The sequence below is a fragment of the Bradyrhizobium sp. RDM12 genome (assembly GCF_051917485.1).
Lineage (GTDB): Bacteria > Pseudomonadota > Alphaproteobacteria > Rhizobiales > Xanthobacteraceae > Bradyrhizobium.
Map to the genome: position 1 here is coordinate 7,439,116 of NZ_CM133064.1, position 19,956 is coordinate 7,459,071.

Annotated in this window: 16 protein-coding genes and 2 pseudogenes; 1 reads left to right on the forward strand and 17 read right to left on the reverse strand. The window is 55.7% G+C overall.

Translation table 11 applies throughout. The features are described from left to right. Window positions 1–5 precede the first annotated feature (5 nt). The 9 genes and pseudogenes from ACTGJ9_RS36235 to ACTGJ9_RS36275 all read right to left on the reverse strand — a co-directional run bounded on the left by ACTGJ9_RS36235 (window position 6) and on the right by ACTGJ9_RS36275 (window position 8,028). Window positions 6–881 carry a tyrosine-type recombinase/integrase gene (locus ACTGJ9_RS36235; RefSeq protein ID WP_456673554.1) on the reverse strand — a complete coding sequence of 292 codons (876 nt, stop codon included), beginning with the start codon at window positions 879–881 and terminating at the stop codon, window positions 6–8. Window positions 882–996: 115 nt separating this feature from the next. Continuing rightward, window positions 997–1,458, reverse strand: a complete 462-nt coding sequence (locus tag ACTGJ9_RS36240; RefSeq protein WP_456674936.1) for a hypothetical protein — start codon at window positions 1,456–1,458, stop codon at window positions 997–999. 315 nt (window positions 1,459–1,773) lie between these two features. Beyond that, window positions 1,774–2,828 (reverse strand): annotated as a pseudogene (locus ACTGJ9_RS36245) (SGNH hydrolase domain-containing protein). A 131-nt stretch (window positions 2,829–2,959) separates the two neighbouring features. Further along, complete coding sequence (locus ACTGJ9_RS36250; protein ID WP_456674937.1) at window positions 2,960–3,841, reverse strand: acyltransferase family protein; 882 nt, start codon at window positions 3,839–3,841, stop codon at window positions 2,960–2,962. Window positions 3,842–4,006: 165 nt separating this feature from the next. Continuing rightward, a complete protein-coding gene (locus tag ACTGJ9_RS36255) occupies window positions 4,007–4,474 on the reverse strand; it encodes a glycosyltransferase (RefSeq protein ID WP_456674938.1) in 468 nt (155 codons plus the stop codon). Next, window positions 4,456–5,118, reverse strand: coding sequence for a hypothetical protein (locus ACTGJ9_RS36260; RefSeq protein WP_456674939.1), 663 nt, complete (start codon window positions 5,116–5,118; stop codon window positions 4,456–4,458). Before ACTGJ9_RS36260 ends, ACTGJ9_RS36255 begins: the two co-directional genes overlap by 19 nt. Before the next feature lie 135 nt (window positions 5,119–5,253). Then, window positions 5,254–5,922: a lipopolysaccharide biosynthesis protein gene (locus ACTGJ9_RS36265; RefSeq protein ID WP_456674940.1), complete on the reverse strand. Its 669-nt coding sequence runs from the start codon at window positions 5,920–5,922 to the stop codon at window positions 5,254–5,256. Window positions 5,923–6,402: 480 nt separating this feature from the next. Further along, window positions 6,403–6,600, reverse strand: coding sequence for a hypothetical protein (locus ACTGJ9_RS36270; protein WP_456674941.1), 198 nt, complete (start codon window positions 6,598–6,600; stop codon window positions 6,403–6,405). A gap of 75 nt (window positions 6,601–6,675) precedes the next feature. Beyond that, entirely contained in the window at window positions 6,676–8,028 is a 1,353-nt protein-coding gene (locus tag ACTGJ9_RS36275; RefSeq protein ID WP_456674942.1) for an O-antigen ligase family protein, read from the reverse strand. An 822-nt stretch (window positions 8,029–8,850) separates the two neighbouring features. Between ACTGJ9_RS36275 and ACTGJ9_RS36280 the strand changes: the two genes are divergently transcribed. Further along, on the forward strand, window positions 8,851–9,831 hold the full coding sequence (locus ACTGJ9_RS36280; RefSeq protein ID WP_456674943.1) for a glycosyltransferase family 2 protein: 981 nt from the start codon (window positions 8,851–8,853) through the stop codon (window positions 9,829–9,831). On the opposite strand, the gene ACTGJ9_RS36285 is transcribed toward ACTGJ9_RS36280, so the two are convergent. From ACTGJ9_RS36285 to ACTGJ9_RS36320, 8 genes and pseudogenes are all read right to left on the reverse strand, one after another. Then, a complete protein-coding gene (locus ACTGJ9_RS36285) occupies window positions 9,750–10,841 on the reverse strand; it encodes a glycosyltransferase (RefSeq protein ID WP_456674944.1) in 1,092 nt (363 codons plus the stop codon). The two genes, ACTGJ9_RS36280 and ACTGJ9_RS36285, sit on opposite strands and share 82 nt — an antisense overlap. A gap of 240 nt (window positions 10,842–11,081) precedes the next feature. Beyond that, the gene (locus tag ACTGJ9_RS36290) at window positions 11,082–12,464 is read right to left on the reverse strand and encodes a lipopolysaccharide biosynthesis protein (RefSeq protein WP_456674945.1); all 1,383 of its coding nucleotides are present in this window, start codon (window positions 12,462–12,464) and stop codon (window positions 11,082–11,084) included. A 1,261-nt stretch (window positions 12,465–13,725) separates the two neighbouring features. Beyond that, window positions 13,726–15,060: an IS5 family transposase gene (locus ACTGJ9_RS36295; RefSeq protein WP_456674946.1), complete on the reverse strand. Its 1,335-nt coding sequence runs from the start codon at window positions 15,058–15,060 to the stop codon at window positions 13,726–13,728. Between the two features lie 81 nt (window positions 15,061–15,141). After that, window positions 15,142–16,815, reverse strand: a complete 1,674-nt coding sequence (tnpC, locus tag ACTGJ9_RS36300) for an IS66 family transposase (RefSeq protein WP_456674922.1) — start codon at window positions 16,813–16,815, stop codon at window positions 15,142–15,144. Between the two features lie 47 nt (window positions 16,816–16,862). Further along, on the reverse strand, window positions 16,863–17,156 hold the full coding sequence (tnpB, locus tag ACTGJ9_RS36305; protein ID WP_456678411.1) for an IS66 family insertion sequence element accessory protein TnpB: 294 nt from the start codon (window positions 17,154–17,156) through the stop codon (window positions 16,863–16,865). A gap of 50 nt (window positions 17,157–17,206) precedes the next feature. Then, window positions 17,207–17,608, reverse strand: coding sequence for an IS66-like element accessory protein TnpA (tnpA, locus tag ACTGJ9_RS36310; RefSeq protein WP_456674923.1), 402 nt, complete (start codon window positions 17,606–17,608; stop codon window positions 17,207–17,209). Between the two features lie 484 nt (window positions 17,609–18,092). After that, window positions 18,093–18,340 (reverse strand): annotated as a pseudogene (locus ACTGJ9_RS36315) (transposase domain-containing protein); the annotation flags it as partial. 393 nt (window positions 18,341–18,733) lie between these two features. Further along, window positions 18,734–19,567: a hypothetical protein gene (locus ACTGJ9_RS36320; protein ID WP_456674947.1), complete on the reverse strand. Its 834-nt coding sequence runs from the start codon at window positions 19,565–19,567 to the stop codon at window positions 18,734–18,736. Between the last annotated feature and the right edge of the window lie 389 nt (window positions 19,568–19,956).

Genomic DNA, 19,956 nt, shown 5'->3' on the forward strand with positions numbered 1-19,956 from the left:
CCAGGTCAGCCGGGCGGCCGGTCCTCCTTCAGTTTGATCGCGATGTGCTCCAGCGGGCTCATGACCTCGCTGATCGTCTTGGTGGCGACGCGGGTATAGAGCGCCGTGGTGTCGAGCTTGGCGTGACCGAGCAGCACCTGGATCACGCGGACGTCGATGTTCTGCTCCAAGAGGTGGGTGGCGAAGCTGTGCCTCAGGGTATGCAGCGACACGCGCTTGTGGATCTCGGCCATTTGGGCGGCGGCATGACAGGCGCGATTGAGCTGCCGTGTCGTCATCGGCTGGGCCGGATCGCGGCCTGGAAATAGCCAACCCCGGGGCCGCGCCGCCCGCCACCAGGTGCGCAGCAGATCGAGCAGCAGTGGTGAGAGCATGACGTTACGGTCCTTGCCGCCTTTGCCCTGCTCGACGCGAATGATCATTTGCTTGCTGTCGATGTCGGCGACCTTGAGCGAGATGACCTCGGTGGCGCGCAGGCCGGCGCCGTAGGCCACGCTCAGCGCCGCCTTGTATTTGAGCCCGGGTGCGGCATCGAGCAGCCGCGCCACTTCCTCGGGGCTCAGCACCACCGGCAGCTTGCGAGGCTCGTGAATGACATGCGTATGCTCAACGATCTCGTGGCGCCTCAGCGTGACCCGGAAGAAGAACCGCAGTGTCGAAACCGTCTGATTGATGGTCGGCACACCAACGCCGCTCGCGGCCAGGTGCAGTTGATAGCGGCGCACGTCTTCGAAGCTCGCCGTATCCGGCGAGCGCTCGAGAAATGCGGCGAAGTTCTTGACCCTTTGCACGTAGTCATGTTGGGTCTTCGGGGCCAGCCTGCGGATCGTCATGTCTTCGATCATGCGCCGGCGCAACGGGCTCATTGCCTCGTCGGTCATGGGGATGCTCCTGTCTTGAGTGAGGTTGTTGCAACCCCTCATCTCAAGACAGGACGCCTCGTTGCGCTATCCCTCAGCCGTGCTGCCGGCCGTCGTGCCCTACCGCGCGAGCGGTTTAGTCCTGTGGCTCGGCTCTGACGTTGATCTGCTTCAAAAGCCGTGGCAACCAATACTCGGACGAGGGAGCGTCTGATTTCGCAGCCGTCCCCAATCCCAAATGGGACCGAAGCGTCAATAGCAGAGACGTCGGGGCACTATCAGGATTGGCAACGATCCGTTTTATACCAACCTGATCGGCCGCGCGCCGAACTACCTCATCGCTCTGAGCGATGCGGGCTAGCGATGCGTTGAATTCGGCGCCTCGTTGTGTTCCGTCGGCCGACTGATGAAGGCTCGTTTGACCAACAATAAGAAGCGTAGACCCCTCATAAACCGGCTCCATAAGCAGGAAGCCAACAAAGGTTGCGAAGAATAGCGTTGAGGAGGTGACGAGAAAGACAACTCTTTGCCGCCAAATCGCCGCAAGAATGGCAAGCGCATTCCGCTCTATTGAACGATCGACGGTTCTCATATCCATCTTAGGTTGCCTCAGAACGCTCGAAAGCCGTAGGTTATGCTGCGATGCCCCCAAACAAAAGGCCTTTTATCCCAGCGTCGCGGCACGGATTCAGCTCTCATCCCTTGCAGGTTAGGCCCCCTCTCGCAAGCACCGACGCCTCGCGGAATTGAGAGGTAGAAAGTTCGATGCTCCCGATCAGATCCAAAGGAAGCATGGAATTTAACCCTCATTGAGCTGGAAAGGGCAAAAACCAAATAAACTTAGTTCCAATTAAGCTTGTTTGTCGTCTTTCGCTAGAAAAAGCAGTTGGCGGAAACCACCCCGTCCTCACATTTACCAGTTGTAATGACACACCGAAACAGCGGTGAGACCGAGGAATTCACCCGCCAGACTCCAGCCCTGCATACTGCTCCAAACCGTGGCATAACATGGTCCGCATAGCGCCACTTCGATAGCCCGAGCACATGCAATCGGCGGCCGCTCTCTAGTTTTGCGATAGGTCCGCGCAGCGAGGAAAGAGAAATTTGCGATGACGGCAGTCGAACTGCACCAAGCGCTCGATGACCTGATCGCTTGCGGCGCGAACCAAATGTCCCCATCCAGCGTAAAGAGACCATACTCCTTTTTCAACACGCAATTCGTGCCGTCGCATAGGACGGGAGTAGGATCAAAATATTCTAGGTTGCCGGTAGTTTCGTCGGCAACCGAGGCCAAGTCGCGCGACAAATCCATCTGGGTCGAAAGCGTCGCCGTTACCGGTTCATGCGCCGCTCGGCGAAGGCTCCGGAAAATATAATCATACGAGTTTGGAAACTCGAATGATGGGCTCTGACCTATGACAATCAACTTGATATTCTCCGAGTTCAACAATTGTATCGTTTTCTGAAGACCACCGAGCATTCGTGCCTTGCTGTTAGCGTTGAGCGCATGGACGATCCATCGTGCCGACATGATCACAACCTCCGGCCGCAACTCGCGAATGCGGCGCAACGCATTATCGTTGAACGTCCGACAGCTCGGCTCGAGCGGGTGATCGAAGTCAAGTATCGGGGGCATCCCGATCTAGCTAAGAGCAGGGTTTGAAGATCGAGCTTGCCGGAAATATCCTGCAGGCCCGCTACGTAATGAAACGCAAACGAGTCACCCCAAAGGATCGCAAGATGACTGCCGGAAGTGATCTGGCAGGCGCGACCTCTCCACTCCGATCCAGTCGACCCCAATCCCATCCAACAGTTCGCGCCCAGCTTTATGTCTGCCTTGGCTTCGAGTGGAGGATCGTAGTTTCGAAGACGCGACGGTATTCCCTTCAGCAAATGAGTGGAAGTCCCGATGGTACAAACGATAATAACCGAAGCGCCGGCGAACTGAAACCAGGCAAGCCTGGGCATTCTCAGGTTTCTCACGGGCCGCTCGACCGCTACGAAACTCAACGCTGCGAAACCGAAAGACGCGACGAAGAGACCGACCTGCTCGCTCCAGGAGAGAGTAGAGGCAACATAGTAATATTTGTATAAAACAATTAAAGGCCAATGCCAAAGGTAGAGCGAATAGGACAGCCGACCAATGAGCACAAACAGCGGGATCGAAGCACATTGAACAGACTGACGTTTTCACCGCTCGCCAATATAAGCGCCGTGCCGAGTACAGGCGGGATCGCTGTAACCCCGGGAAACCGCGTATCCACCGAGTAGAAGAACATAGGTGTAAGCACCAATATTAGACCAAGGGCAGTCGCAATGTTAACTACTCGCTCAGACAGCCGAATTCGGCCAAACCGGACGGCGACTAACGAGCCGGCCAGCAATTCCCAGCACCTGCTCTGAGGAAGATAAAAGGCCGACGAGGGTCGCGTTCCCAGATACCATTGGCTCAAAGCGAATGACGCAGCCGATATCAGTACAAACAGAATTAAACGGCTTCGCTTGCCCTCGACCAACGCAAGAACTAACGGAAACACGATGTAGTACTGCTCTTCAACGGCGAGCGACCAGGTGTGAAGCAGTGGCTTTAGGTCGGCTGGACCATCGAAGTAGTCCATGCCCTGGAACCAGAACAAGAGATTGGATGAGAACAAAGCCGTCGCGGTCAAGCTTTGACCAAAGTTCTTGAACTCGGCCGGAAGAAGGACGACCCAGCCAGCCAAGGCAACCGCGATCATCATGACGAAAAGCGCCGGCAAAATTCGCCTTATTCTGCGCTCATAGAACTTCGCTAGAGAAAATGTCCGATGATCTAGCTCCTCATTGATAATCGTCGTGATCAAGAAGCCGGAGATAACGAAGAATACATCAACGCCAACGAACCCACCCTGAAGTATCGGTACCCCAAGGTGAAATAAGACAACCGGTACGACGGCCACGGCGCGAAGGCCGTCAATATCGGCTCTGTACTTGAACGTCATAAACGTCAGCCTCTTCCAAGTAACCGATCCGCTCGATTCTCAGATCGCGCACGTCCCACCATGCATGAAAGGAGCCACAAACATTCCTCAGCCTTCGCCCGACGGCACCTCACTAACCGCAAAATGGCCGGCGACCGTAGGATTGTCCTAATACATTTCTAACAATTAGCCACGCGCGTCATCAGCGGTTTGCGACCCGAAAAACGTTCTTGCAATTTCCGAAGCAATTACATCCCAGTTCAGATCCGTGGCCGCGCTTTTTTGCGCTCCGGCCATCAGAGATTCCCGCAGGGCCGAGTCTGCCGCAACCAGCTTGATTGCCTCGACCAGACTTAGGACGTCCCCGGCCTCGACCAGCAATCCATTTTTCATATTTGTCACGACGTCCACCAGTCCTCCGATACGACTGGCGATGACGAAGCGATGGTTCGCAAGCGCCGCGGCCGCAATACCGCTCTGCGTTGCACTCGTATAAGGCACTACCACGCAATGGGACTCTTGCAGCGAATTGATCACGTCGACGGGGGGAGCGAACCCGTTGAAAATACGAACTTCGGGCAATTTGCTAAAACGGCTCTGCAGACGATCGAGCTCGGGACCCTTTCCGGCGATGGTCAGGCGGAACGGAACCATCTGTTCGTGCAGAATCTCGACCGCTTCGCAAAAATCTCTATTCCCTTGTAGCTCTCCATTCGGCCAAACAGATACATCTGCAAAGGATCATCTGGAGGGCGTCGCTCGATGGCCGGCGAAAGTATCACCCCATGAGCGCTCAGGATGACCTTTTGGCGGACCGGCGGGCCGAGCTTCATGTATTGATCGAGACAATACTGCCCATGAACAACCACAAAATCTGACCTCCTCCGCACGTAATCCCGGAGAAATTGCGCGCGACGGCCCTTCTCGCCGTCACGCCCCGGATGGGGAGCTGGGTCGTGGACGGTAAGCGCGATCTTGCCAAATGGCTTCACGAGCGCTGCAAGCACGGCATTGAATAGCCTTCGCCGCGGACCAACCGCCTCCTGAAGATGAAGCACATCCGGCTTAACTCTGACGATAGTCCACGCAAGATGCAAAAGGTCGCCGAGCGTCTTGAAGTCGGAAGTAATTTTTTCTCCTGAGGACGCCAGTGCCGGAGTTTCCCTTCCCTCATACTCCGCGTCCAATTGAGCTCTGTCGACGCACACGAGCACCCTGCAGCTGCTGGAAAGAGCCGCCGCCAATCGCAGGGTGTATTCGGGGAAGTGAGGCGCTACAATTGCAACGGTTCGGATCATCTCACTCTCGCATAGGCAGCAACACGATTGTAGAGGCTAGATCTTTCAGATCCGCTCAGAGACAGGAACAAATACGTCACCGCAGAGAGACACGAATAGAGAGCACACTCGGCGACCAAAGAGACCAGCGATCGATCAAGCAACGTGCCGCCAAGTTCCTTCGAGACGAACGCTCCCATCAGAAAGAGAAGCGGGGTCGAGAGATCGCGCCAGGAAAAGCGGGTTTTTCTTCAAGATGCGAACGACATACGCACATCGGACGACATTGACTACGAGAAACGCGAGCAGAACGGACAACGCCGCACCGACATCGGCAAAGTAAGGTATGAAGACGAACAGGGATAGCAACAGACATCCGACTCCCAGACCTAGAATTCCGACTTCAGACCTGTGCCGGCCGGTCATTGAAAGCACATAACCGAACGGAGAGAGGATCGCACTGGCGTACCAACCTGTCGCAAGCAGCATCGGCAGTTGCCAAGAGAACTGAAATCCCTTTCCGAACACAAGGTCCAGCTGCGCTCCAAAGATGGCAACCCCTGCAAACATATAGCCACCAAGAAGCCTCGCACGGTGGAGATACCGCATCAGCTCTGAGATGATCTCAACCAGATTACCCTGCCGATAAAGCTCCGCGATGCGCGGGCCCATCATCTGGGAAGCGGCCATCGGATAAATTTGTATGATCTGCGCGATGCCGCTGATCGCATTGTACTGACCTGTGATCTGCGTATTGGTGAGCGCCCCTAGCACCAGGACATCCATAAAGCGCATGGCCTGATAGATGAGCAGCGAAGCTGCCATCCAGAGGGACTCGCCCAGGACCGCGAGTGACAGGCGCGCCCCTTGTGCTGACACCACCAAACCGACTTGGGTGTTCCTGTAATCAAGATAGGAGAGAGCGACAAACGAACTGAGATATGCAATCGAATTGACCCAAATAACCGCAGCGACCCCCACCGCGAATTAGCACGAGCATTGTGAGTGCCAAGCGCAGCAGGCTTTGACAATAGTTCACCGCGACTGAGTAAGCATTAATCCGCCCGAGGACACGATAAATGGCTCCCGATATCTGAACATCCGCCGCGAATATCATTCCTAGCATTGCGACTGCGCACAGATATGAAAAGTCGCTAACGTCCGCGTAAACTGCTTGAAGCAGGGGACCGACTGCAACAGCCACAAGGAGAAGCATGATCAAGTTTAGCGCAAGAACCAAAGCACGAGAGCACGTCCATAGACCGCAAAACTCGCGCGAGTCCGGCGGATAAAATGTGCCGTGCTTCAATAGCGCCAGGTCGAGCCCAAGGGGGCCAGGATCAGAACGAACGTCGACAGGTTTTTAAGAATGGCAACTTCGCCAAAGCCGCGAGCCCCAAGATAGCGAGCGATGCAGACGCTCGCCAAAAATGCGGTGACTTGCTGGACAAGCATGCCGCCCATCACGACCGCAGTTTCAGATCGGCGCATATCGTCGCTCACGCAAAATTGGCACAGGGGTTGGCTTCGGCCGACAAACGCGGGTCTCGCCAAGGGCGAAGGGGGTCATTGAGGCGCTTATCGTCCAATCGCCAGATCCGGATGCAAGCTTTTGTCTTCAAGTTCATCGATCATCTTTTCCGCCGGAACTGCCGGTGCGCCAGCAATCGCGCCAGCGAGGAGGGAATACATAATGACCGCAACCACCCAGGCAGCGTCGTCGCGATTCAGGAGCGAACTTTCCAACAAATCTCGCAACCAGCAGAACGAAAGAACCGCGCTCAGCAACCACCGCGACGCATCGGGAGCAAGCGGCTTCGAAAACAGAGAATGCAGCGGGAGGACGACGAGGGTGAGGATCGCAATAATTGCTCCGGGCACCCCGATTTGAAGCGCAAGGTTCAAATATCCATTATGGGCGTGATTGATGGTCGTCACCCAGTTCGAGGCGTAATCCAGGATAGGACTACCGGAGCCTATCGACCAGAACGAACCGTAGCCAGCCCCGAGCCAGGGATGATCCCTTAGATAGTTGATAATGACCGGCCATATCTGCACCCGACCCGTGAGCCCCGTAGGGTCGTCGAATGTGCTCTGAATCAGCTCGTATGGAATAAGATCCAGAGCCACGGCGGAAAGAGGTATCACCACCAATCCAACGAGGACCACGCGGCGCAGAACGGGGCGGGACAGGCAAAGGTTGGACATCAAACCAATCAGAGCAGCCACAAACATAAATCCAAACGACGTCTTCGACGACGTCATGTACAGAAACACAAGAGACAGAATGATCAACACCGGACCGGAGATGAACGATCGATATTTCACGGTCAGATGCAAAAAGAACAGGCAGGCGATGGCGCAAACTGCGCCGGCTTCGTTCTTGTTATCGTGGATGCCGCGCCAACTTCCCGCTAAGTTAGGATCTTGTACGAGATTTCCACCTTGGTGAACGGCATCGGTGAACAGCCCTACGACCAACCAGTCCGCTACCACAACAGCAGCAAATATGGTCGAAAGAATTCCCACGGCATCATCATAGGGAAGGGCACGAACGGTAAGCACCAGAGAGAGTGTAACCACTGACGTAAATACAACGCGTCGTAACGCAATGTCCGGCTCGATCGCCCAAATGACGCTCATGCCGCACCAGACGAGTACAATGGCAAGTCCGATCGGCACCTGCAGCAACGCGCGCGCTCCTTGACGCGCAAAGCTGTTTAAGAGAACTGAGGCAAAGAATCCAACGTAGAGAACTTGACGAAGGGCATCGCCACTCCCATCGCTGGAAGTGCCAGGCGCAAGCTTCGTTTCTCCTAACAAGAAGACCGGCTGAAGCCGCACGATGGCCAACAACAGAATAAGCGTAAGGTTTATCTTCGCGATCCGACTTCCGCTCCAAAAGCGGAGCCAGCTGGGGCCCTTCGTCACCGGAAATCCTCTAGTCTATCGATAGGTCCCGAGGAGTGTAGCGAATCGTCGACGTCCGACGCACAGATATCACGAGATCGTGAAAATTGCTTGTCCTAGACGCTGGCGCGGTTCTGCCGCTTCCTCGACGACGGCCGCATCTGCCCGTCGATCAGCGCCGCGGAACGGGCCTTAAATGGCAGCGCTTTAGAAGCTGTTTTGCGGCTCCGACCTTGGTGACGACCGTGCCGCAATGAACTGATCGGCGACGTGGATCCAAAGCCTGACTCGCCTACGGCCTGGTCACTGCGCGGAGAGCCCAGAAGCTCGACCAATTGAAGACCGTCATGAAAATGTTCAGCCGAACCATCGTCGCTCGAGCAATGGATCTTATACAGATCGAGCTCGCACGCGCGGACCTGACGATGGCATTCCAACAGCATCGGAACCGGCAGAGTTCATCAATCGCTTCGATCTTTGTGTGCAGTATGCCTTATTCGCCTATCGAGTTGCTCTGTACGGCGCCAAAATCACGGAAGTACGGAAGTTAGGAGTCGCAACGCCGATTGCATCATACATTGATGACCGAGCCCATCATCACGACTACGATAAGCGCATCAAGGCCCAGTGTGATATCTTCGCCTTCATTGAGGGCTTAACAACAGAACCTGGCGCCATTGGGCTATCGGATATATTGACCCGATTGAGACGCAGCTAAAAGCCACCTCCTAACCCGTTTCACTTTCCGTGAATATCACTTTCTGTCACGTCGACGCGCGGAGGTTGCGAGGAAGTGCCGAAAGAGCTAAAGGAAGGCTATCATTACTAGTCAGGGACTTTGCCTTGCAAACTGGCGACGCCTCCATTTCCGTTGTTATACCTGTCTATAATTGTCCTGACCGAATTATTGGGGCGGTTCAAAGCGCACTCACGCAGTCACCCAAACCGTTAGAAATAATTCTGGTCGATGACGCGTCTTCAGATCCGATCGATGAGAAATTTATACGCTCGATGGATCCCTGTATTCGCGTTATTCACCACGAAGCAAACCGCGGCGGCAGCGCCGCCAGGAACACCGGTATCGATGCCGCTCGTGGCCGGTTTGTTGCGTTGCTTGATGCAGATGATCGCTGGCTACCAGAAAAATTTGCGACACAACTCGAACAATTGCGCGACCAACATGACAAAGTTTTTGCTTGCGCCAATGTCATAGTTGATCGGGGACCGCTAGGGCAAAGCAATCTGTATAATGCGCGTCCGCCATACTTCGGCGAAGATATCAGTCGATACTTTCTCATCCATTTTTGCACATTTCAAACATCAACATTGTTTGTTCCGACTAAGCTCGCACGATTTGTCCGCTTTGATGACCGGTTACGACGGCATCAGGATTGGGATTTTGTATTGCGATTAATCGCTAGTGGCGCTCAGTACTCTTATTTTCACGAGCCACTCGCAGTCTACTGGGATGGCTCTACAACGGGTAGAGTTTCTCAGCAAAAAGCGATTGGGCCAGCGCTCTTCTGGTTAGATGTCGCCGAAAAACTGATTGCGCCTGACGCTGCAGCCGCATTCTACTTTCGAACAACATTTCGAAAACATTTCAGGGAGGAGCCCAGGCGTGCAGTTTTGATGGCGCTCCGGTTGGCGTTGAAAGACCGGAAGGCCCTTACATGGATGATAAAGCGCGTTCCAGGATTCGAATTGCGCCGTAGAGCAACGCGCCATCGAGCGCCGCAATATCAGTATGATATCTCAGCTCCATTAGATACGGTGCTATTCCGCTGCACCACCGGCCGCGACTGTTTACGAACCGCGTCGTAGATTGCCTCCATCTTTTCGGAACATTTGCCGAGGTCAAACCGCTGCGCCACGAACCTTTCACTCTCGTGCGACATTTTTATTAGTAGCGCCTCATCTGTTAGCAACCGCGTCAAGATTGCAGCGAGCGTTGATACATCTCCTGCTGTGAAGGAAAAACCGGTTGCTCCCTCAAGAATCCCTTCTGTTGCTCCGCCAAGAGCAGAAGTCACGACAGGCACTCCCGAAGCCTGCGCTTCAAGCAAAACAATCCCAAATCCTTCTGCATCACCACTGCTTGCAGTAATGCTAGGGAGGCACAGGACCCTAGATTTGTTTATTTCCGCTTTGACATCATCGGTCGAACGCGCACCCAGAAAAGTGACTGGCGCGCCCTGTTTTGCGGCTTGCACCTCCAGCTCGCCACGGAGAACTCCATCACCAATCACCGTCAACTTCGCCTGTGGCAACTGCTGCCGCACACGCGCCATGGCTTCGATCAGAACTCGACACCCTTTCTTTTCCACCAACCGGCCAACAAACAAAACCTGAAGATCGCGCTGGCAAATTGGAACCTGACCGGGCCGAAATCTCGTCGAATCGATTCCAATATAGCTTACCTCGATTTTCTCCGACGGAATGCCATACTCGATCGCTCGTTGGCGCAACGCGTCCGAGACGGCGACAAATCTCACCCGAGGTTCGACCGCCAATTGTAAGAGACGGTGTGGGTAGAGGCGCATCCGAAGCCCGCCACGACCTGATTTCCACCATTGGGGGTTAGTGTTGATGTCATATCCGTGAAGCGTCACCAGCATCGGCAGGCCCAGTGCCCGCGCTATAGGCCATGCGTCGATCGCGTCCATGCCGAAGTGAGCGTGGAGTAGCGCGGGGCATTCGGCTCTCAGCGAATTCACAAATGCAGAAGGGGCAATCCCGAAAAGCACTCTGAATTTTGACAGCACAGCGCTCAAAGAGCCAGATTTCCCGTCGATGACTCGCACATCGAGCCCATCGAGGGGAAGTTCATTCAAGAGCCGTCTGCCAACCACAATGGGCCGCCATCTTGTGAAGTGTGAGATTTGTTCCTTTATGAACGTCTCTGATAGCGGCAGTAAGCTATTTCGATAGATCAGTACGGTCTGTGGAGTCATCGCGATTACACACCCGAGGCATCTAGCCTATATCGACCTCGGATTGTTGCCTTCTTATGACGATCCGTTAGCGCCTTGAAAGAAGAAGCTTAAGTTCTTCAACGTCTCGGCGGGCCAGAGTTACAATGAGGATAACATAGACAACCACGCCACTGGGAACAAGGACGGCAAGCGTAGGAACAGGTGCCATCTCTGAGAGCCATATTTTTTGCGACATAGCGAGCACTGCGGCCATAAGCACGGCGCTGACCAAAGGGCGGGCCAGACCTCTAGCGAGGTCAACAAGCGTAAGTTCGACCTTAAAAAGCGCGACACCAAGGCCAACTGCAGTAGTGATAATGTTGGCAAAAAGTAAGCCTCAGCAACACCAGCAGCTCCAAATCTAGCACCAAGGAAGAACGATGAGAGATAAAGGAGCGAACAAACCAAGCCAACGTTTCGAAGTAATTTTGTTTTCCCAAGCGCCATCAATATGGTTCCGCCGGTAGAGGCGAGAGATTGCAGATAGCCGGTGGGCGCAAGCCAAGCGATAATGCCGGCGGAGTCCTTCCAGTTTGGTCCGAGAGTAATTATAATAAACGGATCTCTTACCGCCCAAATCCCGAGCATCAGCGGCGCAGTGAGTAAGTTAATCATTTTCAGGAGCTTTAGATAGTTCCGGCCGATTGAACGCTTGTCTTGTTGCTTGCTGCTAAAAATGGGGAAAAATGCACGATTCAGCACCAAGGTGAGATTTTGAAGCGGGAACAGCATGATGCGATAGGCCATGTTGTAGAACCCAAGCTCGGAGGGCCCAAGAATCCGCCCAATGATCATCGCGTCAGCATTTCGAGAGAAATAGTTGACGATATTAAATGAAACCAAATTGCCGCTGAACTGCAAAAGGCCTGTGAATTCGCCTCGGCTCCAACGAAATTTTGGCCTCCAACGCGACAATAGCCAATAGCAGCAACCTGACAGGATTGTTGTAATGAGCGTCTGCCCTATCAGGCTCATAATTCCCGCGCCACGCCAGGCCGCGAAAATTCCGCCCGCAGCGCCGACAAATGCCGAACCAATCTCGACACCGGCGATCGTCCGGAAAAATCCACCGCGCTCGAGGAGCGAGAGTTGGGTGGTTCCAAGCGCCCCGATTGGAAAAGCAATCGAGAGTAGTAACAGTATCGAACCGAGAGCCGGCTCACGGAAAATCCACGCGATGAAGGGCGAACCAAGCGCAACTAGCGCACCGGCAAAGACCCCGAACGCCGCATTCGACCAAAATACAGTGTCAAGCAGCTTGTCGGACAGAACCGCTGTTTGAATGACTGCCGCGCCTGTGCCCATATCGCGAATAATCATCGCAAAGTTGGTCACAACATTGGCCATTGCAAGTAGCCCGAAATCCGACGCCGGGAGCAGTCGAGCAATAATGACCAAGCTAGTGAGCTGAATCGCGACGCGGCCGATCTGGGATGCTGCTGCCCATTTGACATTCGAAACAGCGGAAATTGAATTGCTCATTGAATTGAATCAAGCGCCTTCTTTGCTAGGCACCGTATAAGCGTCTAGACTTTGCTTGTCTCGGCTGTTCATAAGGCAAACAGTCATCGATCGAGCAATCGTTCATCGGCAGCTCGCCTAGGTGAACTCGAAAACGCAGACGCGGCAGATCAACGCACTGATCCGGTACTTTCGTCTAATGGAGAGTGTGCGCCGCAACCCACGCAAATAACTAATCTTTTTTGCGAGTTGCCGATCGCGATCTGCTTCAATTTGATCGTGAACAGCCCACCAAGCATCCGAATATGGTCGCAAAGTCGCCAACACGCGCTGCCGCTGTAGCGCTGTAATATCAAGTGCAGACTCATCGACCGTCTTGATGAATTTCCGCGGCAATTGGTCAGGATACGTTCCGAAGCCATCCCATGCCGCCGCCCGAACACCGGAGGGCAAGCTGCGACGTCCCAGCCCGTCTTGCCCAGGCGCACAACCGACTAATAGAAAAAGGGCAAGAACAGAACATGATGGTCTCACCGGAAGCCCGCCACTTAAGAAAATCAGCCAAATAACGGCACATACACTATTAAAAAACTAGGTTAATAGTTCCTAATGATTAGGAGGATGCGCCGGCCCAATTAATCCCTCCTCGACCAGGCCTAATCTACCTCAAGTTGCCATGGCTCTTGTGTTAAAAGGAAAAACGAAGATGCCCGCTCGTGCTTGGCCGATTTTTTTGTTGTATCGCTGCTCGCAACGCCTGCTTTCGCAGACGACATTTCTTTTGAGTTTTTTGGAAAGGCGTGACTCCCTGCCAGAGCATATCCAAGAGTCCAGCAATTACGATTCACAATTTTCCGAAACAGGCAAAACGTGTCATGTTGATCCTTACTCAGGGGAATTTGCCCCGTGGTGGACAAGAAGTAGATTTGCCCGCTAGCGGACGAATTCCCGCCGGGGCAGCGGTCACAATGGGTCCCTGCAACCCCGGCACGTACCGCTGGACTGCGATCTTTAAATCCGAAGCCGGACAAGTATTGGCCGAAGCGCAGTTTGATACGCAGTACCCCTAACTTTACAACGTTTTAGGATGCTAACCAGCAACGTGACGCCTGGCAGCCTTATATTTCGGTAGTCGCGCCCGTCTACAACGTAGAGGAATACGTGGCGACCTCCATGCAAAGCGTTCTCGATCAAACCTTCTCGGATTTCGAATTGCCGTTGACGAGGGATCAACCGATCGATCTTCCGAAGTCGTTCGTGAAGAACGTCCCTGAGCACCGTTTTACGCAAGGTGTGGTTGCGATAGGTGGCGACAGAGTATCCATAACAGGCCGCATAAAAGTTCGGTGAGCCAGCGGCGGAGCAGGCTGAAGTTGTAGCCGGCGGCGGCGAGCACGGCGTTGGTGCGGTCGCCGTCGCGACCCTTGAGATGGTTACGGCGCATTCGGTGGTTGTCCTTGAGATGGCCGATCACAGGCTCGACGGCGGCGCGACGCCGCATCTCGCGGCGGATGGCTTTGGTGACACGGCGAACCTGGCCGCTGATCCAGACCTTGAACCGGTCGGGATAGTTGTGGCCGCGGTAGCCCTTGTCGCCGTGGATGCGGCGCGCTGCAACACCAGTGAGCTTTTCGAGGTCGGCGATGACGGGACCGAGCGTGTGGCCGTCATAGGGATTGCCGTGCAGGGCCTTGGCATGCAGTACGAACTGCCCGCCTTTGGGCGCGGTGGCAAGCGTGGCAATCGAGACTTTGCAGCCAAATTCGTAAGGTGCTCGGGCCTTGCCTTTGCCGATGCACTCCACCTCGGGGGCGTGCAACGAGTAGACCTTGGGACCGCGCTGACGCTGCTCTTGATGGCGAACCCGGTGGGCAAGATCGAGCAGCGTACCAAAGCGATCCTCAAGCGCAGGGTCGCCCTCGATCTTGCGTCTGATGTCACGGATGATGCGGCCAAGCCGGGTGCGCAGGAATTTGAGCTCTCGCCGGGCACGCTTGAACTGGTGGGCATGCGTGTAGCGTCCCACCATGATGGCGGCGCGCCTGGCCACGCGCAGATAGCTTTGGCGCAGTTCGACGCTCTCGCGTTTGGCCAAACCGACCAGCTTCTCGATCGCCCGGTGCATGAGCCGCGCATCGCTCGGATGCGCGATCGCCTTCTCCTGTACGGTGGTATCCACAACGACCCGCTCGAGATCTTTGGTCTCGATTGCCCCAGTTCGATGCGCCACCGAGAGGCTTTCTTGCAACAGCGCGGCGATCTGCTCCTCACCCAGCCGCTGGCGCCAGCGGGTCAGCGACGAGCGATCGAATGGCAAGTCGTGCCGGAACACCACCTCGCCGCAGAAATACTGAAAATACGGGTTCTCGACCCACCTGTCGCACAGCCCCTCGTCAGAGAGATTGTGCATGTGCTTGAGGATGAATAGTCCGGCTACCAATCGTGTCGGCAACGGTGGCTGCCCCGGCCCGAGGCGACAGACCGAACTGAAGCGTCCCGCCAGGAAGTCCCAATCGATCTCCGCCGCCAGACGCACCAACGGATGGCGAAGGTTGATGATCTTCTCCAGAGATGGACGAAACAGATCGTCCTGACGATCGTCGCGCGGATGGCTCATGGGTGTACGCATACGACGAAGGCCGCCTGGTTGGCGCATGCGCGCGAACACAGCGAGAGCTATGATGGCGTTTGGTGAAGGTCAGGCAGCCTGCTGATCGGCGGCCTTGTCGACCTGACGCAGGAGCTTCCATTCCCAGGGCAGCAGCTCGTGCAGACGCGATGCGGGATGATCGGCGATACGGGCCAAGACGTCGGCGAGCCAAGCCTTTGGATCGACGTCGTTGAGGCGGCAGGTCGTGATCATCGTCAGCATGATGGCGGCACGGTCGGCACCACGCTCGCTACCGGCGAAGGTCCAGTTCCGCCTTCCCAATGCGATGCCTCTCAGGGCGCGCTCAGCGCAATTATTGGTCAAGCAGATCCTGCCATCGTCGAGGAAGCCGGCGAAGCCGTCCCAGCGCCTGAGCATGTAATTCATGGGCTTCAGAACCTCGGCAGAGCGCGAGAGGGTTTCGCGCTCGCGGAGCAACCAGGAATGCATGTCGTCGAGAAGCGGCTTGCTCTTCTCCTGGCGCACGGCGCGCCGCTCGTCGCCGCTAAGGCCATTGACGGCGCGCTCGATCTCGAACAGAGCGTCGAGGCGCCTGACCGCCTCCAGCGCGATCGGGGAGACCGGTTTGCCCTTCTTGCCTTCCCGAGCATTTTTCTCGATATCAGCCAGCTCGAAGAAGCCCCGCCGCGCATGGGCCAGGCAAAATGCCGGTGTAATCGGCAGCGCCTTCTTCTGCGGGTCGAACAGCGGCTCGAAGCCGCTATAGCAATCGGCCTGCAGGATGCCGGCGAAGGCGGCCAGATGTCTCTGCGGATGCTCGCCTCGTCGGTCGCTTGAGGCGTAATAGACCGCCGCAGGCGGCGCAGGCCCGGCGAACGGCCGGTCATCCCGCACATATGTCCAGATCCGGCCAGTCCTGCACTTGCCCTTCGCCAGGATACGGATGGTGGTGTCATCGCCATGAAGGCGTTCGGCGGCGAGCACATGGCGTTCGATCAAGTGGAACAGCGGCATGACGGCGAAGGTCCCGTGGCCGACCTGGTCGGCCAGCGTCGATAACGACAGCTCGATCCCCTCGCACTTGAAGCGCGCGCTCTGGCGATTGAGCGGGATATGCATGCCGAACTTGTCGAACAGGATGGTCGCCAGCAATTGTGGGCCGATGAAGCCGCGCGGCGTGGCATGGAACGGCGCCGGTGGCTGGCTGATCTTCTCGCAATCGCGGCAGGTGAACTTCTCGCGCACCGTCTCAATGACCTTGAAGCGGCGCGGGATCTCCTCCAGCGTCTTGGTCACATCTTCGCCGACCTTCGCCAGCCGCGATCCACCACAGCAGGCACAGGTCGTTGGTGCCTCGATGACGACGCGCTCGTGTTCGATATCGTCCGGCCACGGCTTGCGCACCGGTCGCTTGCGCACGAAGGGACGGACGTTCTGCGTCTTCGCCGCTGCGGCCTGTGCGGCAAGCTCATCCTCGCTCGCTGTGGTGACGAGTTCTTCGAGTTCCAACTCCAACTGCTCAAGCAGGCGTGCCGAGCGCTCGGATCGTTGCCCGTGCAGTTCGCGTTTGAGCTTCTCGATCCGCAGCTCGAGATGCGCGATCAGCGCCTCGGTATCCGATAGTTTCGCCTGCGCATTCGCGGCTTGCGCCTGCCAGTTGGCGGCCTTCGCCTCGGCTTTCTGTCGCGCCTCACGTTCGGCCTGCAGCGCCGCCAGGGCACTGACAAGGTCCGATGGAAGATCGTCCGGCTTCGATATCATGAAGCCATTGAATCAGATCGAGCCGCAGATTCAAACCGTAAAAACGGTTATCCCACTCGCGTCGGACGCTGGGTTTCTTGAGGGTTGCGCCAGTCGATCCCGGACAGCAGATAGGAGAGCTGCGCCGGCGAGATCATCACCGGTTCACCGGCTACCGATGGCCAGATGAACCTTCCTCTCTCGAGCCTTTTTGTAAAAAGGCATGCTCCCTGGCCATCGTGCCAAATCACCTTCAAAAGATCGCCGCGTTTGCCCCTGAAGCAGAAAAGACCACCGCCCATAGCATCGTGCTTGAGCACTTCCTGCACGCGCAGAGCCAGGCTCGGAAAGCCACACCGCATGTCCGTATGGCCCGTCGCCAGCCACACTCGCACGCCCGTCGGGAGCGGGATCAACGTAGTGTCTCCAGCCCTCGCATGATCCGTAGCAAAACCGCGACATCGACGTTGTGGTCCACGATCACGCGTCGGCCATTCGCGGTCACGATCTCCAAAGTGCCCGTCATCGCCGGCGCGGTCGCAGGCGTCGTCGACTGGATCTCCGGCACAATCTGGGCTGGCACAAATCCATCGGCCTGACTGCCGCCAAGCTGTCCTTCGCGATAGGCCTTACGCCATGAAAACAGAAGCTGTTTCGCAACCCCATGGTGCCGTGCTGTCGCCGACACCATCCGTGGCGCCGAAAAACTTTCCTCGACAATTCGGAGTTTCTCCGCTTCCGACCAGCGCCGACGCCGACCAGTCTCCACAATCTCAAGGCGGCTCACTTGGCGACTATCAGTAAGGATATCCATACTGACAGTCAGCTACAGGTCGGAAAAACCCGCAAGACGGCCGTCCTCGGACGAATACTCATGGGTTCTCCCCAACAGCGAATCTCGCCGTCAAAAGGAATCACGAAGCCGCCCAATCCGGAATCAAAAACGCAAGAAAACCAGGACCTACCCACGGCTTTCTTGCAAAATCGAATACTTGCTCGCGTCAAATCACTGCGACAGATCAATCGCTTCCGAATTCTTCACGGGCGACTCCGAAATCATCGTTGAATTAGCCAAACGCGACGCGCGTTTGACAGTCGCGCGAAAGGAAGACTCGGGAATTGGCGACGCCCTCAGTCTGGGGTTGTGACAGGCTAAAGGCCGCTGGATTGCCAGCCTGGACTCAGAATAGTTGATGCCTCTATCTCGCCTCGCTCAGCAGCTCCAGTTCGTAGAGGCCAACCCGGACACAGCCGCCGTAGCCTGTATGGCATGATCGGCAGCGCAGGCAGGGTGGACACGCCCGAGCGGAGTTCGCCGACGCGCGCCAATTCCAGGCAGCAGTTCTTCAAGCTGATGCAACGGATGGGCTGCGATCCGCGCGAGGACGTCGGTAGGCCAGGCTTGCGGGTCGATGCCGTTCATTTTCGCGGTGATGATGAGGCTGTACACAGCTGCCGCGCGCCGCCATCCACGATCAGAGCCGCAGAACAGCCAAGACATCCGTTCAAGAGCGATACCTCTTAGACTTCGCTCTGCTGCATTATTGACAGGCATATCGCCGCGAATACGAACCTTCTGAGGACGCAGATCTATTCTGCTCGCATGCTGCAGCTGGGTCACACTATTTAATTCAGCCTAGGGTTTTAACGCATTGCCGCGTTCACTCAACATCGATTTCGAGCAAGAATGCTCTCCGTATGTTCACGATGATACGGTCTACTTTTACCAATTCCCATGCCGAGGGAGCTGGCTATGATCAGAGAACCTACCAAATTCTTTTGAACGATCAAACGAGCGGGCCATTAATCCGACGTCTCATTTTGGGCGCACATTGTCTAGGAACTCATGATGCGCGGCCCACGATGGCGTCCATCTATGGTCACGAACCAAAACGCTGCATGCCTGATCGTAGCTTCTATCTTGCGACCCGATGGCGCTCTACGGAGAACGTTCCGTCTGTTTAAACTCTGGTGTCAGCAGGGTTAGATCTGACAGTTTGGCAAGATCTTCTCGTATCAAAGAAGCGGCAACAACCCGGTTGTCTGAGCCCACGACAGGGAGTTCGTATTTTCGCAGTTTATTCGGTCCCGCTAAATGAACCACCGAAATGGCCTCATGAGGCTCTCCCGGATCGCACAACAGTTTCCGTGACTGATCCCATACCGGTGTACTCAGCGTACAAATCCAATTGAACCGAGGCGATACAAGGGCGGCTCCTGATGTATCGAGTCGCATGGCCGCTTGAAAAGCGTGCTGATCGAGATTGAGCTTACCGGTGCGGTCAATAGCCTGCTGATACCGATTGATCCAGGCTTCCCATTGTGGGGAAATATCGCTTAACGCAACTATACCGATATTCACCGAGGTCTCAAGTCCAAGCCGAAGCCCCCTCATCACACCAAAGGCGGCTATCATGTTGCCGACCCACCATCTACGCTCAGCCAAGGTAGGCCTATAGCCGGTGCCGTTTTCTGGCGCGACGGCGGTTCCCCTGGATGCGGCTCCTTCCAGGTATGCCAGTAAAAACTCCGGCGTTTGAGCCCAGGCATCTCCATCAAACCAAAGATAGACTCGGTAGCCCGGAAAATAATCCCGTAGCGCAGTCCTTGCGACAAGCCCCATTTGCTTCGGATTACGAAGGTCCGTCGGAACATTCAACGTCCACTCCGGAACTACCAAACGATAACCGAATGCACGCAATTTTGTTGCTTGCTCAGCCGAAAACCCATGATCAATGATCCCAATGTCGACTTTATAATGGTCCGCGAGCAACCTAATGCTCGCTAGAGCACGCTCGACGTAGGGGAAGAAGCTCTCGTCTCCGCCCGTAATCAAGATAGCTTCTCTTGCCAAGTTTCGCCCCCATCGCCATTCCGAGAAGAGAGCAAAACTCAACTCCTTCGGTCACGAACCAATCCAAATCAACCTCAGCGCAGTGCAAGCATAGCCTGCCTCTGGATACAGCGATAATTTTGGATCAAATAAGTACATTCCCTAAGAAGTGTCTACCTCTAGGATATCTGCGTGCTGCTAGCTCGCTCAAACTCGGCACTATCATGGGCCGCCACACCCGCCAAACGATCCGAAAGCCCAACGGTTTTAACTACCTGCAGTTGGTCCTTGCCGTGAGTCATGAGCACTCACAACATCCCCATTGCCTA

Bases quoted from the DNA above. Each gene is read 5' to 3' on its own strand.
- ACTGJ9_RS36235 (WP_456673554.1), bottom strand. From the start codon at position 881: ATGACCGACGAGGCAATGAGCCCGTTGCGCCGGCGCATGATCGAAGAC.
- ACTGJ9_RS36240 (WP_456674936.1), bottom strand. From the start codon at position 1,458: ATGGATATGAGAACCGTCGATCGTTCAATAGAGCGGAATGCGCTTGCC.
- ACTGJ9_RS36250 (WP_456674937.1), bottom strand. From the start codon at position 3,841: ATGACGTTCAAGTACAGAGCCGATATTGACGGCCTTCGCGCCGTGGCC.
- ACTGJ9_RS36255 (WP_456674938.1), bottom strand. From the start codon at position 4,474: ATGGTTCCGTTCCGCCTGACCATCGCCGGAAAGGGTCCCGAGCTCGAT.
- ACTGJ9_RS36260 (WP_456674939.1), bottom strand. From the start codon at position 5,118: ATGATCCGAACCGTTGCAATTGTAGCGCCTCACTTCCCCGAATACACC.
- ACTGJ9_RS36265 (WP_456674940.1), bottom strand. From the start codon at position 5,922: ATGGCAGCTTCGCTGCTCATCTATCAGGCCATGCGCTTTATGGATGTC.
- ACTGJ9_RS36290 (WP_456674945.1), bottom strand. From the start codon at position 12,464: ATGAGCAATTCAATTTCCGCTGTTTCGAATGTCAAATGGGCAGCAGCA.
- ACTGJ9_RS36295 (WP_456674946.1), bottom strand. From the start codon at position 15,060: ATGAGCCATCCGCGCGACGATCGTCAGGACGATCTGTTTCGTCCATCT.
- tnpC (WP_456674922.1), bottom strand. From the start codon at position 16,815: ATGATATCGAAGCCGGACGATCTTCCATCGGACCTTGTCAGTGCCCTG.
- tnpB (WP_456678411.1), bottom strand. From the start codon at position 17,156: ATGCGGTGTGGCTTTCCGAGCCTGGCTCTGCGCGTGCAGGAAGTGCTC.
- tnpA (WP_456674923.1), bottom strand. From the start codon at position 17,608: ATGGATATCCTTACTGATAGTCGCCAAGTGAGCCGCCTTGAGATTGTG.